We start from the raw sequence: 15,630 nt of genomic DNA on the forward strand, positions 1-15,630 counted from the left end.
TACTCGCCACTCTTACTTAACTTGCGCCCACTCGTCAAGTTGCCTTTGCTTCTCCGCGATTACCTTGTCCAATCCGGCCGCCTTCATCGCTTCAATGTACTTCGGAATGTACACTTCGGGGTCAACGGAACCCGAGATAATCGCATCTTGATATTGCTGAGTCACGTTGATCAAAGCCGCGATCTCATTTTTGACCGGTTCCGAATCCCACGCGAAACCAAGAGCGATTGACTTTTCCGCTTCTTGATTAAATTCGCGGAAGGCGTTCCACTTGTTCGGGTCTTCACTCGGGAACAGATACGTGTTCATTTGATTACCGAACATCCAAGGTTCATTACGGTATCCGACACTTTGCGCATCCATGCCTTCTGGATAATCGATTACCGCATCCGACACTTTCACAAAGTGTTTGTCTTCAAGACCAAAGTCAAGCATATTGATCAATGTTTTGTCGTGGTACAGCATATTTAGAAACATCATTGCTCTCTCCGGGTCCTCGGACGTTTTGGAAACCGCCAGCATAATGCCCGCCACCGTTCCCGTTGTCGTATATGGTACGTCCAGTTGCTTCTGCACGACAGGGAAGCCCCATGCCATCGACATCTCGGCATCTTTGCCGGGCTTCAGCTCCTGAACGACGGCAAAAGCTTTGCCGGCTTGCATTAATCCCCAATCCTTCACAGTCGCCGCATCTTTATTGATCAGTCCGTCTTTATACCACCGATGTGCTAATTTGGCCGTTTCCATATAAATTGACGAACCGACTTTGTCGATTACCTTCAACTCATTGCTGCTCCGGTCCAGCACACCGTAGCCGTCACCCAGATTGTCGTATTGTCCATTGATGACAAAGGTTCCGAGAAATCGATTATTGCCTTCAAATAGCGGCGTAACGCCAGGCTCCTTATCCTTGATTAAGCGCAATACCGGCTCCAGATCCTCCAGCGTCTGGATTTGGTCCAGATCGATATCGTATTTCTCTACCAGCGCCTTGTTAAATAGAAACCCGTTCGACGCGGCAAACTCCTTGTTGGTCGGTGTCCCGTAAATTTGGCCGTTCACCTTCATTCCGGACAGGATTTCGTCGCCAAGCACTTCCTTAATGTCCTGCCCGTACTGGTTGATCAGTTCATCTAGCGGCTGATACGCACCCTTGGCGACATTGCTGTAGTAACCGAGCGTCGACGCGGACACGACGATATCAAATTTCTCCTTGGATGCAAACATCAGATTCGTTTTTTCCATCCAGGAGCCCCAATCGATTGGCTTCAGCTCTATCGTCGCATTGATTTTTTCCGTCAAATAGTCGCTCATAGCATCCTGGACCAACTGCAAATCCTTAGGTGCGTCTCCCGGGTATACAAGTGTAATCTTGTATGGCTTCAGATCTCCCGAGCCTTCACCCTTCCCGTCATTTGCCGCAGAATTGTTCGGTGAAGAACTCTCGCCTGCATGACTTGAAGACGACTCCGACTTGCTGTTGGCGCAACCCGCCAATATAAGACCGATACTGCATACAATAACCGCCATCATTAGTACTTTCTTTCTTACAACCCGCATCGTGACCCCTCCATTTGATTTGTACATGAACTTAGCCTTTTACAGCCCCGACAGTCAAGCCTTTAACCAAATATTTTTGAAAAAACGGATATGCGAGTACAATGGGACCGATACCTATGATCGCCATTGCCATGCGCACCGTTTCTGTCGGCATCTCCGATAGCAATTTGCCGATATTCGAGTTTTGCGTGTTGCTCTGCAGGAATTGAATGCTAAGCAGCGTCTTCGTCATCAAGTATTGTACGGAAACCAACTCGTTGTCATAAATGAACACCAAGCTGTTAAACCAGTCGTTCCAGAATCCAAGCGTCGTAAACAATCCAATCGTGGCAAGCACGGGGAGTGATAGCGGCATAACAATTCGGAAAAACGTCCGCCACTCCCCTGAGCCGTCAATCTGTGCGGATTCAATAAGCGAACCAGGGATCGAATGACTGAAAAACGTCCTCATAATAAGAATGTAGAAGCCGTTCATCAGTAAGTTCGGCACAATCAGAGCTAAAATCGTATCTTTGATATGAAACAAATTCGTGTATACCAAATACCAGGGAACCAGACCACCATTAAATAAAATCGTGAAGAACACGATAAAGGCGAGCGAATTGCGCTGTGGAAAATCTCTGCGGGACAACGGATATGCGAGCAGAGATGAAATAAGCAGGCTCGTTGTCGTCCCGATGACAGTAACGAAAACGCTGATTCCGTAAGAGCGCAGCAGACGATCGTAATCCGCCAGCAAATAATGGTAGGCATCTAGACTAAACGACTCCGGAAAGAAGGAATATCCGTTTGCCATAATGGCCTGTTCGTTCGTAAACGAAACGATGACGACAAGAACAATCGGGATCAGACAAACCGTGCAAGCCGCAACAAAAAAGAAATGAATCGCAATCTGAGCCAACATGGAGTGCTCGTGTATTTTCCCCTGCGCTCCCGCAGTTGGATCGGACGGCGTTGTTGTGCCTGACGGAGAATGTCGTTTTGCTTTCATGAGATGTCCTCCTCGAAACGCGTCAAAACAACGCTCTCTCTCTATCAAATTTCCTTATGAGCAAATTGGCGGTAAAGACCAACAGAAAACCTACAGCCGACTGGAACAATCCTGCGGCGGATGACATGCCGATATCTCCGCTTTGAATAAGCGCCCTGTACACATACGTATCGATCACGTTCGTCGTTGGCAGTAATATACCGGTATTCAGCGTTACCTGATAGAACAGTCCAAAATCGGCGTAGAAAATGCGTCCGATGTTAAGCAGCGTCAGCACGATAATGACCGGCTTGATGAGCGGCAGCGTGATTTGGGTCATTTGTTTCCAGCGATTCGCTCCATCAAGTCGGGCCGCCTCGTAATATTCCTGACTAATTCCCGTCATCGCCGCGAAATAAATGACGCTAGAGTAGCCGATATACTTCCATGCGTTGACAAGAACAAGAATGTACGGCCAGTACTTGGACTCCATGTACCAGGCAACCGGGGGCAGGCCCAGCTTCGAAAGCACAGCCGAATTGATGAATCCGTATTCCATGCTTAGAAAGCTGTATACAAGGTAGCCGACGATACTGAATGAAATGAGGTAGGGAAGCAACAGCACGCTTTGGTAGAAGCTCTGCATAACCCGCTTTCTGATCTCGTTAAGCAGCAACGCAACGGCCAAGGCGAAGATCAGATTGAAAACGATAAATACCGCATTGTACAACAGTGTATTTCTCGTAATGACGTAAGCATCTTTGGTCCCGAACAGAAATCTGAAGTTCTCGAATCCCGCCCAAGCGCTTCCCCAAAGGCCGTCAGTATAATTAAAGTCCTTAAACGCAATCACGCTGCCGAACATCGGAAGATAGTTATTGATGAACAAATAAATCAATCCTGGCAACACCATGATCCATAAGGACCTGTGCTTGCTTAACGTCTTTGGCATTTGCGGCTCACTCCTTTTCTCTCTGCATTCATCATAAGCGAAAAGTGTTAGCACAAATGTCACCTCCGATAGCACTATTGTTACTCCTACACACCTATCAGTCCCTGCGCAAAAAAACGCCCCGCAATCGGGGGCAAAGCCCGACGTGAGCGCCATCTTGATATTATTTAGTCGATATGGAACTGAAGCGGTATCCGCATTGTAACTTCGGCGCCTCCCTCCGGCTTGTTGCCGAAAAGAAGCGTAGCGCGCGCTCCATAGTGCATACGCAGTCTTTCATAAACATTGCCGATGCCAAGATGCTCCTGATCATGCTTAAAGGAAGCATTGGCGAACGCCCTCAACTGATCTCCCTCAAATCCCGTGCCATTGTCCATTATACGAATCATCAGACCTCCATCCGGCTGATCGGGATCGGATTCTACGGAAATTTGGATGATGAAGCGCTGGCGGCGAATACGAAACCCGTGAATGATCGCGTTCTCGACAAAGGGCTGAAACAATACAGCCGGCAGCGAGGCTTCCTTCAGCTTGTCATCCACTACAACTTCGAAATCAAGAAACTGAGGAAATCTCATCTTCTGAATTTCCAGGTACGTCACAATATGTTGAATTTCATCCTCCAAGCGGACAATCGCAACAGCGGAGCGTGTGACAAAGCGGAAATAATCCATTATATAGCGGATCATACGCTGGGCAAGCTTGATTTCGCCGGATTGTATAAGATGAAAGACGACGTTCAGTGAATTCAGCAGAAAATGCGGGTGAATTTGCAATTGAAGCTGCCTGATCTCCGCCTTGCTCAATCTAAGCTGCTCCTCGTACACATTAATTTTCAAATCTTTAATTTCCGAAACCATCTCATTAAAGTTCCCTGTAATCCATTCAAATTCCATGGTCGCGGAATGCTCCAGACGATAGGCAAGATCGCCGTCCTTGATTTTCCTCATTCCCCGTACCAGTTGAACAATCGGTTTTAACACAACTCTCCTGAGAATAACCAGCAGCAGCAAGAGCAAGATAGCGGCGGCAAACGGCATCAGGTTGATGACCGTCTGAAACGTCACCAGCCGCTGCAGCAGCCGAGACTCCGGAAGCAACGCAACAAGCCGCATATCCGACTGGATGGAGCCTTTTTCTACGACAAGCGTCTTATCGCCTTCTACGAGTATCGTATCGTACAATTTGCCGGATACTTTCGCTAAGTGTAATCCTTTGGCTGCTTCTTGCGAAGCGGGCGGAACGGAATGCAGCAATTGGCCTGTCTCGTTCAATAGAAGCACTTGCCCCATCCCTTCACCTTCGGCCATGACGTTTTGTATCGGCTCCATCAATGAGGAAGCGCTGATCAGCGCGCCCGTATAGACATTGAAATCATTCTGTTCAAGCCGCATCAGCCACAGCGAATCTCTCAACTCGACAACTTGCCAGCTTTGCAGGAACACAGCCCGATTTTCACTCGATCGCATAACTTCCGCAAGTTCTTCCCTGATCGTCTTGGATACGTTGATCCCAGGCTCCGTCGTCATCAGGTCCTCGTTCTGCGTTGCATATACAAAGAGCATCGCCACATTTTTATAATTGGCCATGTCCTTGTTCATTTGATTCAGCACTTGAATTTTCGTCAACGTATATTCATCGCTGCCTTGCTCATTGAGCATGAGCGAGGTAATACCCGCATGCTGGAATGCCGATCCCAGCAAATAATGATTGACCTGGGTTAGCTTCGCATCCATGTCGTTCGCGTGCATGCTGAGCAAGCTCTGCTGCGACTCTGCCACCTGCGTCCTTACAACATCCATTGCATACCGGTTGATGTAGATAAGGAAGAGCAATAACGGCACGGCTGCAGCCGCAAACACTACCGATAACTTGAAACCAAGCGATCGTCTGTGCTTCATGACTCGAGCCTGCCCTGCTCAGCGGCGCCATTACGGAAATCCTGCGGATTCATGCCGTAAAACCGCTTAAACGATTTACCGAAATACGACAGACTATTATAGCCTAGCGACCGCGCGACCTTGCTAATCGGCTCATCACTGTGCGTCAATTCACGCTTCGCCAGCGCCATCCGTTTCCGCAAGATGTAATCCGACAGCGATTCTCCCGTCTCCTTCTTGAACAGTCGGGACAAATAACCAGGGTTCAAATAGACATAGTCGGCAATCTGCTCCCGGCTTATCTCCTCCTTCAGCCGTTCATTGATATAACGCTTGGCCTTGTCGATCGGCGATTCAGCCTCCAATTCGAATTGTATCGCCTCCGCGTAAATGCTCACTGCCATCTCTGCCCATACTCGCAAGGCGCTGATCGACAGGGTGGCGGCATCCTTGTCCGGCAGCCTGCCGCCCTGAAGCTGAGGGGCTGCCGCACGATTTTTGTGGAGGAGATAGTGCAGCATTTGCAGCAGTCCATCATAAAAGCGTTGCAAGGATTCCGCCTTGACGCCCGCTTCCTTCTCAAGCTGTTCAAAATAGTCGTACATTCGTCCAATTAAAAGTCCAGGGTCTTCGGTCTCCAACCATTCGGCCCATTCGTAGAAATCGGGCAGCGCAACGGATGTCTCCGTCCGGGCGGATGAGTCCTCGATATGACAAACAATTTGGGAAGCCCGCCTTACATTATTTTGCACCTCGTACTGAAGCGCCCTATACATGGATCGCAAATGCCGAATGTCCGTTTCCTTACCCAAATAACAGATAACCGTGCTGTAAAAATACAGTTGGCATGCCTCCACGAATGCTCCGCAAATAGTCTTCCATTCTTGAATGGTCCGCTTCCCGCCACCATAGGCTAATATAACCATCATGCCTTCCCTATCTTCGAAGACGATGCCCGCCCCGTCTTTCAGCATAATTTCCTTCGCTGCGCAGCGAAGAGCATATTCCATAATGGCTTCGTCTCGGGTATCAATCTCCTTATGCCACCGTTCAATGCTGACCAGGACGGGAAAAACACGCGACTCCTTCGACAAATTCGTTTCATAGCCGGCTAATTCACGGTCGATCCAGCCTTCTGAAGGCTCATTACGATAATCAAGCAAGTCCTGCCAGAATCGTTCCAGCATCAGCGGTTTCCTGGCTTCCCATAATTGAAGATACTTGTGGTATTCTTTCTGAACAAAGCTCGCTTCCTGCTCCTGCACTCGGTTACGAAGCGCTCTCATAATAATGCTTTCCAATTCAATAAAGTTGACCGGCTTGACCAAATAGTTCAGGCTTCCAAGCTGCAGCGCTTTCTGCGCATAAGCAAACTTGGAATGGCAGGTGAGAAAGATTGTCTCCATCGAATAACCTTGATCGTTTACCCACTCAAGCAATTCCAGACCACTGCTTCCGGGCATCTCGATATCGCAAATCATAACGTCGATCGGCGTGGATTCGATCCGATCACGAGCCATCGTGCTGTCGTAGGCTTCATACACGGCGGTAAAACCCATGACAGACCAGTCGAGTCCGTCCTTGAGCCCGTTAACCGCATAAATTTCATCATCTACAATAAGAAGGCTATACATGGTGATATCATCCTCCCGGAGTCGACAGATCGTCAGCCGGAACTTCCGTCTAAGTGCCCCGATTCTACAGTAACCGCTATCAAAAAGCAATACCGCAGCGTATTGCGTTCAACGCGCAACTAGCTGCAGCAATTCTCCAATATTGGTGACTGTGCAGCCACCGTCCTCTACGCCCGTGCTACACGCAGAAGGAGAGTCGTCCCCGGCTCTCCCATTGCTGATCCAAACCGTCTTCATACCGACGTTCCTCGCGCCGGCAATATCGGTAGACGGATTGTCCCCGATCATTACGGTCGTTGCTGATGCAGAGCCACAACGCTCCATGGCCATCCGGAACATGAGGTCGCCCGGCTTACCCGCATACTCCACTTGCATATCCCCGACTGCCGCGATAATGGCTGCCGCCAGCGCTCCGGTCTCGGGCACCGGGCGTCCCCCCATACCGGGATGCGCGGAGTCCTTTCTCATTCAACAGACAAAGTAATTCCACGGCTCCTTCCGCAAGCCGCTCTCCGTAATAAAGGCAACCGTCAAGATCAAACAGCGCCGCTTCCATCTGGAGGAACCACTCCCACTTGCTCATTCATGATCCCCCGTTATCTTAAATGAATAGGTTGACTTCATATTGCCGTATCCATGCGTATTGCACACGACCATGACTCCATCCGTAGTCAGCTCTGCGTCATAGTCCCAATCTCCTCGAACGACGCGTGCGCCCCTACTCGTAAATCGATGCAAATTTTCCACAAACGACGGTCGATGCTCGACTACGGTCTCATTGCAGGGAATCCATACCAGACGCGGATTGCACAGCTCGATGAGCTCCGGAGTCGTTGACTCGTCCCCTCCATGATGGGCCGCTTTCAGCAGACAAATATTCGCTATCCTCTCCCTGCAACCGGGCTCAAGTAATGCAGCGGTTTGAGCCGCCCCGCAATCACCGGGGAAGAGCGCCGTGAAACGGCCATAATCCAGCAAGAGAATTACATTCAAATTGTTCAGGTTCACCACAGGTTCGTCCGCCCAGGCTAAAGCGTCAGGAACCGCCAGCACCGTTAAGCCCAGCTTATCCCCAAAAGCAAATCTGTGACCGAGATGACGTCCATCAAGCGCGGTCAGTCGGCATCCTGACCCTTCCATGGCCAGCCGGCATTCCTGCCACAGCGAACTATTCAGCTCTCCAGCATCGCCGCGTTCAATAAGCTCTTCACCAATCGGCGCATAAATAATCTCTTCCACCTCCAACTCGGAATCGACGAGCAAGTCGATCATTCCTCCGAAATGGTCATAATGAAAATGGGACAGAATGATGGCATCCAATCGTGTTATGCCCATCTTACGCAGCCATGGGACGATAACAGCAGTTCCTTGCCCTTTCTTCCCTGCATCAAGCAAAATATGCCATGTACGGTGATTGTCAGCCACTCGTATCAGAAAACCATCCGCCGGATTCATACCTGGAACGCCCGTAGCTCCGGTATCCTTGCCGTTCAGATCAAACATCTGGATCCGGCATTGCCCCGGCTCGCAGTTCTCGCTCATAGCTTTCATTCCCTCACGCTCCTGTCGATGTTTAAACTGTGACACCTATACGCTTCAGCCAGCGGGAGCATAGATCCGGCCAAGTCCGGGCCTCCGGATGACTTTCCGCTAATCCCAAACCATGGCTGCCTGTTTGGTAGGAATGCAACTCAAACGGAACTTTGCAGCGGCTAAGAGCTCCGGCAAGCAGCAGCGCATTTTCGACAGGGACTGCCGAATCATCGGAAGTGTGCCACAAAAAAGTTGGCGGTGTATCCTCTGCGACTTGCCGTTCACTGGACAATAACTGGATGCATTCATTCGTTGGGTTTTCGCCTAGCAGATGAAGCCGAGAGCCGTCATGTCCGAATTCCCCCATAGTTATGACGGGGTAACATAGGATCATAAAGTCGGCGCGGCAACTGAATCTATCCACTTCGTCAATAGCATTCATATCGCCATTGTCATATTGAATGCCAACGGTAGATGCCAAATGCCCCCCCGCAGAGAATCCAAGCACCCCCAGCCTGGTCGGGTCAAGGTCCCAGGCCTCCGCCCGAGACCTTATCAAGCGAAGTGCCCGCTTCGCGTCCATCAACGGCACAGGATGCCTATAAGGAGCCACCCGATATTCCAGTACAAATGCAGTGATTCCAAGTGTATTCAGCCATCTCGCGATAGGTTCTCCTTCATGGGGGGCATGTGCGTGGTAGGCTCCTCCTGGAAGAACAACTACTGCCGGTTGCTTGCTTCCTTTCTTCTCTGCGAAATATGCAGTGATGGCAGGACGATCCCCCTGATGATTCCCAAGCGCGTAAGGAGCGCCTTCTGGCCACAGTTCTATTTTCATTCGATTCCTCCGAACAGCATGTCAGTATAATAGTAACAAGGGCCAGGATCTGTTGTTTTCATGATCGCTACAGGCAAGATATACACTTGAAGAGGGACGCCATTCTTCCATGCGGACACATCCAATTCATAACTTCCTGCTGCAAGCGTTAACTCAATCCACTGATCGTTAGGCGCACGGTGATAGGCAGGCATAAACTCGGGGGCTTGCTTGCAGTCAATAATAATCTTCCCGTTAAGCTTTAGCAGAATAGGAGCGTTCGCAGCAGCAATGAGTCTGACTTGCCTGTCTGATGGATTGTAGAGCGACGTTACTGCTCTGTAACAACCGTCCACATCCGTATCCATAATCTTTTCCCAGTCGAGGCGGTTCCCCGGAAACATCACTTTGATTCCTTCGCTGCTCTCAGGTCCCCATACCGTCCAACGGGAGGAGCCAATGAGTGTAAACGTCACCCTCTCCATTGCCCACACCGAATGATCGTGAATCCTTGTCCATAGTAGGGCCAATTCATGGTAAGCTTCTGCTGACGCAGAAGCAGTGATGTCTACGGTCCATTCCACAGTCTCGTTCGACTGTACGATAACTGCAAGCGCGTCCGGCCCCACCCATCCCTCAGGCAGATCAAGTGAAAGCTTCCCTGTTATTGCGGACGGCGCGCGATTAAGCAATGTGACTTGTATGGTCTTCGTTTGGTTCGGGCCGATCGCCGGCCCTTCAGCCCCATAATCAATGATCAACTCGAGAGTAGGGTTCTGTGAAGTCCCCCGCGGCAGCAAGTAATGATTGGATGTCGCTGACCTTTCCCAAAGCTCCTTTACTCCTTGAAGCGAAAACACCTGTCGGTCCCAGCAACTCGGCTCGTTGGGGTGTACTCTAATATCAACTTCGGATGCTGCCAGAACCTGCTTGCCTATACGAATAGTCCGAAGGGTCAATTCATCCAAATTTTTAGGCGCTGGGAATCCATTGATCGGAGGGCTGACGACGACGCGGTCGCCAACCGGCTTTACCCATTTGCCCGGGAGTCCTTCCGGTCCCAGCAGCATGCCCAATATTGCTCCAAGCGTTGCCGCTGTGCAATCCGTGTCATATCCGCAGTTAACCGCCTTCAAGAGCGCATCCTCGAAATCATTGCCGTATAGCCAGCCAAGGATTGTAAACGCAATATTTTGAGGAGCATCTGTGAAGTTGTCGCTGCCATGATGCTCGAGGATTAACGATCGGGCCACCGTCCAGTCTTTTCCTTCTTGGTGCCAACGAATCAAGTCTTGCAGTGCTTTATAGGTGCGGCTATGCGTTGGTATAAATTTCATGCCGATATCAATCAGACGGTCGCGGTCCTTCTCGAAGAAAATTGCGCTTTCGATGGCAGCGAAGAACATTTCCCCGAATACCCCTTCACCTCCTGCATGATCGACGATCGCATCCTGGTACGCATAAGACGCAGCTTTTTCCGGCAGACCTGGAGCGACCATCGCCCATATCTCAGATCGAATTGGCGATCCCATGCAATGAGTGAACGGATTATTGAACGAACCGGCAACAGGCGGAATCAACCCTCTTCGCAGGTTGGTCAATGCGTAACCATATTCATCGAATGGAAAAAAAATATGATCCAGCCATTCCTGCCCAAGCTCTCGAGCAGTTAATCCGGGACCATACTGTTCCAAAGCATGCAGCCATACGAGTTGAAGATCAAGGTCGTCATTCTCGAGCGGGCCGTCTGGCAACTCCGGATAAAATGTTAAAGTAAGCAGTTCTTTCACACCTTCTACCGGCGCGCCAAGGGTGCCCCCGATATTTTTCCCCAACCAGCCGCCATAGACGATTCGATAATAATCTTGTTCATTTAGAATATTCATTCTGCTCCGCCTCCTGATTTCATGATAATTCCCGCAAGCTTGCGAGGAATCACTTTCGTGCTATGATTGTAGCACAAGCATTTCAGCCATTATATGGACGATAATAACGTCCATAAATTTATAAAAATGCGGAGGAATCCATGGAATTCTTGACGATGGCGCATTTATCCAGACTCGATGTGAAATGGGCGAATATTCACAAGGGCAATTCCGATTTCTATCGGTCGACGCACTCCAACCCCTACTATGAGATTCTCATCGTGATTGAAGGCCCCATTTACATGCAGGTCGGCAACGAAAGGCTGGTACTCAAATCTGGCGAGTTGTTCTTACTGCGGCCCTGGGAGGCACATAGCGGATGGAGGGAAACTTCGGAGGAGAGTTGTTTCTTCTGGATACAATTCCAGTGCGATCCGAAGTTGGAGGAATTCAAAGAATGGACAAAAGCAATTGGAGCTATTCATTTTATCCATGATGCTCAAAGTGATTTGCGAACTCATTTCGACGAAAATATCGATAAAGTTCTTTTGCCGCGACGCTTTCGCCCGCAACGTCGACATTTGATACTCTCTCAGTTCGAGAACATCATTCATCAATTTGCCCACCCCACGGGTTATTTCCGATTTCGACTAAGTCTGTTGCTGGGAAATCTGTTTGAAACGATTGCAGATGACTTGCTTGAGGAAGATCGTCATTATCGGACAGTCTCCGCTTCCTTTTTTACATATAGGAATTTGATCTCTATGCTGAACGAGAACTTCGCTAAATCAATCGATAGAAACTGGATTGAACGAGAAACTGGACGTAAATACGAATATCTCTGCCAAGTCTTCAAAAAGAATTCCGGCATTTCCATTTCCTCTTATGTTCAGCAGCTTCGCATTCAAAAGGCGAAATATCTGCTCATAAATACAAGCTTAAGCATACAAGGGATAGGAGAAGAGGTTGGTTATCAGGATGCCCTTTACTTCAGCCGCGTATTTAAAAAATTGTCCGGCGAGAGCCCCTCGCAATACAGGGAACAATCGGGCAATGGGTCTTAAAAACAGCGGAATCAGAACGAGAATTAAAAAACGCTTGCACGTTACGTAACGTAAGGTTTTATAATAAGGCTACCGGTGATCGAGCTAGCGACAAAGAACGGAGATGATCAGTGAAACGATATTGGAAGGTCGGGGAACTGGCCAAGCTGACGGGGTTAACGGTGCGCACGCTGCGCTTCTACGACCAGATCGGACTGCTCTCGCCGTCGGCTGCCACGGAATCGGGACATCGGCTCTACGACGACGAGGATTTGTCACGGCTCTATCGAATTGTATCGCTGAAGGAGTTGGGCCTGTCGCTCGAAGAAGTGAAGGCGGCGCTGACGGGCCGCGGAATCGACCCGCTCGAGGTCGTCGACCTGCAGATGGAGCGGGTGCAGGAGCAGATCCGGCGGCAGCAGAAGCTGCTTGATCAACTGAGGCATGTGTATAAGCTGATGAAAGGAAAGGAGCAGGTGACGGTCGACGATTTCACCACGCTGCTGCAAACGATGAAGAACGACTATGAGAAGCCAATCCTGAATCGTCGACAAAGCTGGGAACATCGTTTTGGCCTGCTGGGGATGTTCTTAGCGGACGGAGATGACAAAACAAAACATAAAAATGAGGAAAACAAGGAGGATTAAGATCATGAAAGAAAAATTTGTAAACCACGGTACATTCGTAATTGAAAAAACATATCCGGCATCCAGGGAGCAGGTGTACGAAGCAATGGCTGACGCTGAAGCCAAAGCACGTTGGTTCACGAAGCCGGAAGTGTTCGAATTCCGGGTAGGCGGACGGGAATTCAGCAGCGGCGAAGCGCCGGACGGCGGATTGTTCACGTTCGACGCGATGTATCAGGAGATTGTGCCGCTCGAGCGGATTGTTTATACGTACGTGTTGGACCTTAACGGTGTGCGGTTCTCTGTATCCATTACGACGATCGAGCTTGCAGATGCGGATGGCGGCACGAGGCTGACCTTTACGGAGCAAGGCGCCTTCTTCGATGGGCTCGATGCGGTGGAGAATCGGGAACACGGGTCGAGGGAACTGCTGGAGCTGCTGGGCAAATCGCTTACTCGGAGCGGAGAAGCCGTTGCGGAGGAGGACGAAGCCGACCTAGCTCCCGACGAATTGGAATTTGCCCATGCGCGTTGGTACGACTCCCCGAAGGAAGCCGTTTACCGGGCGTGGGCGCAGCCGGAGCTGCTGACGCAGTGGTGGGGGCCTAACGGCTTCACGAGTACGTTCCGCGAATTCGACTTCCGCGAAGGCGGCTTCTGGCGTTTTACCTTTCATGGACCGGACGGCAAGGATTATCCGAACGAGAACAAGTTCATCGAGATCGAGCCGGGAGAGCGTATCGTACTGGAGCATCAAGGTGCTCCTGAGTTCCGGTTGACGGCGACATTTACCGAGCATGGCGGTCGGACGCGCGTTACTTTCCGTCAGCAGTTCAAAGACGAGAAGACATTCGAGCAAGTGAAATCATATTGCCCGGACTGCAACGAGCAGAACCTGGACCGTCTTGGGGTTGTGCTTGAGGGACAACGCGTATAATCACTGCGGGGATGCATGCCTCGTGAACAGCAACGGCCTAAGAACGTTGGAGCGTTCTTAGGCCGATTAGACTGACCCCAGTAATTCAAACGGCGGCAGCCAGTTAACGAACGGGCGTGTAGCGAAGCACCACGACGCCGGAGCCGAAGGTTTTGGTCCCGCTCAGCTTCAGATTCAGTCGATCACGAATTCCCCCCAATAATTGGGGACCACGTCCGACAACGATTGGCTGCACCAGGAAGTGATAATCGTCCACCAAGCCCAGTTGTGCCAGGGTGGAACCAAGGCCGGGACCGCCGTTAACGACCAGGTTCTTCCCTTCTGCTGTAAGCTGTGGCACCTCCTCGGAAACATGGCCCTTCAACAAGAAAGAGTTCTGCCACGACACTTGATCCAGCGTCCGCGAGAAAACGTACTTGGGTTTCCGCTCGAGCTTGCGTGCGAAGTCGACCATGAATTGAGGTCCGTCGCCGCTGCTGGCAATGGCCGGCCAAGCACTTTCCATCAGCTGGTAGATTTTACGTCCAAAAAGCAGACCATCGGACTGGTCCATCAGTTCCACCGTATACTGGTGGAGCTCCTCATCCGCAATCACCTGCGTGTGGTCACAGCAACCGTCAAGTGTCACATTCATCATCAGGATTACACGTCCCATATGAAGCCTCCTTATGTCTACATTTTATCATCCAAATGCAGGCCAGGTTTCTCATGGATTGCTAATGTGCACAGTCCGGCCTCCGCCATATTCGTACATGCATTCACCACCTTTTAACCGATAAACTCCGTCATAGATGTCAGCAAACTTCTGGGTTTGCAAAATTATTTTCAAGATTCGGGTTTCCTGAACACTTGGACCGATGAATTTTACAATCAAATTTCGTCTAAATAAATGAGAAGGCTCAACAAAAAGTGATGACACTGAGGGATTTCAAGAGAAGTTTCACTACGTGCTAACGTACACTAAATTAATTTGAAGGGATGAAAAACAAAATGGGAAAACTTGTTGTGCATATGTTAATGACCTTGGATGGTGTTGTTCAAGCTCCCGGAGGGCCCGATGAAGATTGCGAAGACGGTTTCAGCTATGGCGGGTGGCAGGCAACGTATCGCAATGCGGAGTCCGGACAATTGATAGCGGCGGATTACTCAAGTCTCGACGCTCTGCTGTTAGGTCGCAAGACATACGAAATCTTCGCGTCGTCTTGGCCGCAGGCACCAGATACAAACCCGTTCACCAAGCTGATGAACGAGAAACCGAAATATGTCGCATCCCGGACATTGACCAGCGTCGATTGGAACAATACAAAGCTGCTCGACATGGATGTGACCACAAGTGTGCCCTTGTTGAAAGAGCGGTACGCGGAGGTGCATGTGGCCGGCAGCGCCGATCTGGTCCAAACATTGCTGCGTCACGATCTGATTGACCGAATGAACATCTGGCAATTTCCTGTATTACTCGGGAAGGGAAAGCGGTTCTTCGGCGATGGAACGATACCGACAGCCTTGCAATTGCTTGAATCCAGAACGTTCTCCAGCGGCACGGTTCTATTGCGCTATGAGCCCGCAGGAAAACCTAAGTGAGCGAACTTAAATTAACAACAAAAGTCATTTACTATAGAGGATTGTCATGAGAAAGCTTATTGTTGATTATTCAAAAGGCTATGACTTGATCATCCGAGCAATTGAGCATCAAGCAAATTATTATTCATCTAGCTGATTCAAGAACGGCTGTTAATACGCGGATGAAACGGATAATAGCAGAGTAACAAGTACAGCTAGAGCTGCATACCGTTCCAGTTCTTTAAAAAGGAGT

15 protein-coding genes are annotated in these 15,630 nt (G+C 49.9%); 4 read left to right on the top strand and 11 right to left on the bottom strand.

The annotated features are described in order from the left end of the window. Positions 1-12: 12 nt before the first annotated feature. From M6D81_RS13300 to M6D81_RS13345, 10 genes are all read right to left on the bottom strand, one after another. A complete protein-coding gene (locus M6D81_RS13300) occupies positions 13-1,560 on the bottom strand; it encodes an ABC transporter substrate-binding protein (protein ID WP_262677393.1) in 1,548 nt (515 codons plus the stop codon). Positions 1,561-1,591: 31 nt separating this feature from the next. Then, on the bottom strand, positions 1,592-2,551 hold the full coding sequence (locus M6D81_RS13305) for a carbohydrate ABC transporter permease (protein WP_262677394.1): 960 nt from the start codon (positions 2,549-2,551) through the stop codon (positions 1,592-1,594). 22 nt (positions 2,552-2,573) lie between these two features. Next, on the bottom strand, positions 2,574-3,482 hold the full coding sequence (locus M6D81_RS13310; protein WP_262677395.1) for an ABC transporter permease: 909 nt from the start codon (positions 3,480-3,482) through the stop codon (positions 2,574-2,576). 167 nt (positions 3,483-3,649) lie between these two features. Further along, a complete protein-coding gene (locus tag M6D81_RS13315; RefSeq protein ID WP_262677396.1) occupies positions 3,650-5,383 on the bottom strand; it encodes a sensor histidine kinase in 1,734 nt (577 codons plus the stop codon). Further along, a complete protein-coding gene (locus M6D81_RS13320) occupies positions 5,380-6,996 on the bottom strand; it encodes a response regulator transcription factor (RefSeq protein ID WP_262677397.1) in 1,617 nt (538 codons plus the stop codon). Before M6D81_RS13320 ends, M6D81_RS13315 begins: the two co-directional genes overlap by 4 nt. A 108-nt stretch (positions 6,997-7,104) precedes the next feature. After that, positions 7,105-7,422 carry an HAD hydrolase-like protein gene (locus M6D81_RS13325; protein WP_262677398.1) on the bottom strand — a complete coding sequence of 106 codons (318 nt, stop codon included), beginning with the start codon at positions 7,420-7,422 and terminating at the stop codon, positions 7,105-7,107. Next, positions 7,349-7,579 carry a hypothetical protein gene (locus tag M6D81_RS13330; protein WP_262677399.1) on the bottom strand — a complete coding sequence of 77 codons (231 nt, stop codon included), beginning with the start codon at positions 7,577-7,579 and terminating at the stop codon, positions 7,349-7,351. The genes M6D81_RS13325 and M6D81_RS13330 overlap by 74 nt, the downstream gene beginning before the upstream one ends. Next, positions 7,576-8,547: a ComEC/Rec2 family competence protein gene (locus tag M6D81_RS13335; RefSeq protein WP_262677400.1), complete on the bottom strand. Its 972-nt coding sequence runs from the start codon at positions 8,545-8,547 to the stop codon at positions 7,576-7,578. Before M6D81_RS13335 ends, M6D81_RS13330 begins: the two co-directional genes overlap by 4 nt. A gap of 22 nt (positions 8,548-8,569) precedes the next feature. Then, positions 8,570-9,367: an alpha/beta hydrolase gene (locus tag M6D81_RS13340; protein ID WP_262677401.1), complete on the bottom strand. Its 798-nt coding sequence runs from the start codon at positions 9,365-9,367 to the stop codon at positions 8,570-8,572. After that, on the bottom strand, positions 9,364-11,232 hold the full coding sequence (locus tag M6D81_RS13345) for an ADP-ribosylglycohydrolase family protein (RefSeq protein WP_262677402.1): 1,869 nt from the start codon (positions 11,230-11,232) through the stop codon (positions 9,364-9,366). Before M6D81_RS13345 ends, M6D81_RS13340 begins: the two co-directional genes overlap by 4 nt. A 140-nt stretch (positions 11,233-11,372) precedes the next feature. On the opposite strand from M6D81_RS13345, the gene M6D81_RS13350 reads away from it, so the two are divergent. The 3 genes from M6D81_RS13350 to M6D81_RS31705 all read left to right on the top strand — a co-directional run bounded on the left by M6D81_RS13350 (position 11,373) and on the right by M6D81_RS31705 (position 13,817). Next, positions 11,373-12,275 (top strand): AraC family transcriptional regulator, encoded by a 903-nt coding sequence (locus M6D81_RS13350; RefSeq protein WP_262677403.1) that lies wholly within the window; start codon positions 11,373-11,375, stop codon positions 12,273-12,275. A gap of 110 nt (positions 12,276-12,385) precedes the next feature. Continuing rightward, positions 12,386-12,901: a MerR family transcriptional regulator gene (locus tag M6D81_RS13355; RefSeq protein ID WP_262677404.1), complete on the top strand. Its 516-nt coding sequence runs from the start codon at positions 12,386-12,388 to the stop codon at positions 12,899-12,901. 4 nt (positions 12,902-12,905) lie between these two features. After that, positions 12,906-13,817 (top strand): SRPBCC family protein, encoded by a 912-nt coding sequence (locus M6D81_RS31705; protein WP_317259123.1) that lies wholly within the window; start codon positions 12,906-12,908, stop codon positions 13,815-13,817. Positions 13,818-13,920: 103 nt separating this feature from the next. Here M6D81_RS31705 and M6D81_RS13370 read toward each other — a convergent pair whose 3' ends face one another. Beyond that, complete coding sequence (locus tag M6D81_RS13370) at positions 13,921-14,472, bottom strand: dihydrofolate reductase family protein (RefSeq protein WP_262677405.1); 552 nt, start codon at positions 14,470-14,472, stop codon at positions 13,921-13,923. 335 nt (positions 14,473-14,807) lie between these two features. Here M6D81_RS13370 and M6D81_RS13375 point away from each other — a divergent pair, with 335 nt between their 5' ends. Then, positions 14,808-15,398 (top strand): dihydrofolate reductase family protein, encoded by a 591-nt coding sequence (locus M6D81_RS13375; protein ID WP_262677406.1) that lies wholly within the window; start codon positions 14,808-14,810, stop codon positions 15,396-15,398. Positions 15,399-15,630: the final 232 nt, after the last annotated feature.

This window comes from Paenibacillus sp. J5C2022, from assembly GCF_025567625.1.
In the GTDB taxonomy this organism is placed as follows: domain Bacteria; phylum Bacillota; class Bacilli; order Paenibacillales; family Paenibacillaceae; genus Pristimantibacillus.

What these genes read in the sequence shown, in the direction of transcription:
- M6D81_RS13350 (WP_262677403.1), top strand. Translation starts at nt 11,373, where the DNA reads ATGGAATTCTTGACGATGGCGCATTTATCCAGACTCGATGTGAAATGG.
- M6D81_RS13305 (WP_262677394.1), bottom strand. Translation starts at nt 2,551, where the DNA reads ATGAAAGCAAAACGACATTCTCCGTCAGGCACAACAACGCCGTCCGAT.
- M6D81_RS13375 (WP_262677406.1), top strand. Translation starts at nt 14,808, where the DNA reads ATGGGAAAACTTGTTGTGCATATGTTAATGACCTTGGATGGTGTTGTT.
- M6D81_RS13335 (WP_262677400.1), bottom strand. Translation starts at nt 8,547, where the DNA reads ATGAAAGCTATGAGCGAGAACTGCGAGCCGGGGCAATGCCGGATCCAG.
- M6D81_RS31705 (WP_317259123.1), top strand. Translation starts at nt 12,906, where the DNA reads ATGAAAGAAAAATTTGTAAACCACGGTACATTCGTAATTGAAAAAACA.
- M6D81_RS13345 (WP_262677402.1), bottom strand. Translation starts at nt 11,232, where the DNA reads ATGAATATTCTAAATGAACAAGATTATTATCGAATCGTCTATGGCGGC.
- M6D81_RS13315 (WP_262677396.1), bottom strand. Translation starts at nt 5,383, where the DNA reads ATGAAGCACAGACGATCGCTTGGTTTCAAGTTATCGGTAGTGTTTGCG.
- M6D81_RS13370 (WP_262677405.1), bottom strand. Translation starts at nt 14,472, where the DNA reads ATGGGACGTGTAATCCTGATGATGAATGTGACACTTGACGGTTGCTGT.
- M6D81_RS13300 (WP_262677393.1), bottom strand. Translation starts at nt 1,560, where the DNA reads ATGCGGGTTGTAAGAAAGAAAGTACTAATGATGGCGGTTATTGTATGC.
- M6D81_RS13320 (WP_262677397.1), bottom strand. Translation starts at nt 6,996, where the DNA reads ATGTATAGCCTTCTTATTGTAGATGATGAAATTTATGCGGTTAACGGG.
- M6D81_RS13310 (WP_262677395.1), bottom strand. Translation starts at nt 3,482, where the DNA reads ATGCCAAAGACGTTAAGCAAGCACAGGTCCTTATGGATCATGGTGTTG.
- M6D81_RS13330 (WP_262677399.1), bottom strand. Translation starts at nt 7,579, where the DNA reads ATGAGCAAGTGGGAGTGGTTCCTCCAGATGGAAGCGGCGCTGTTTGAT.
- M6D81_RS13340 (WP_262677401.1), bottom strand. Translation starts at nt 9,367, where the DNA reads ATGAAAATAGAACTGTGGCCAGAAGGCGCTCCTTACGCGCTTGGGAAT.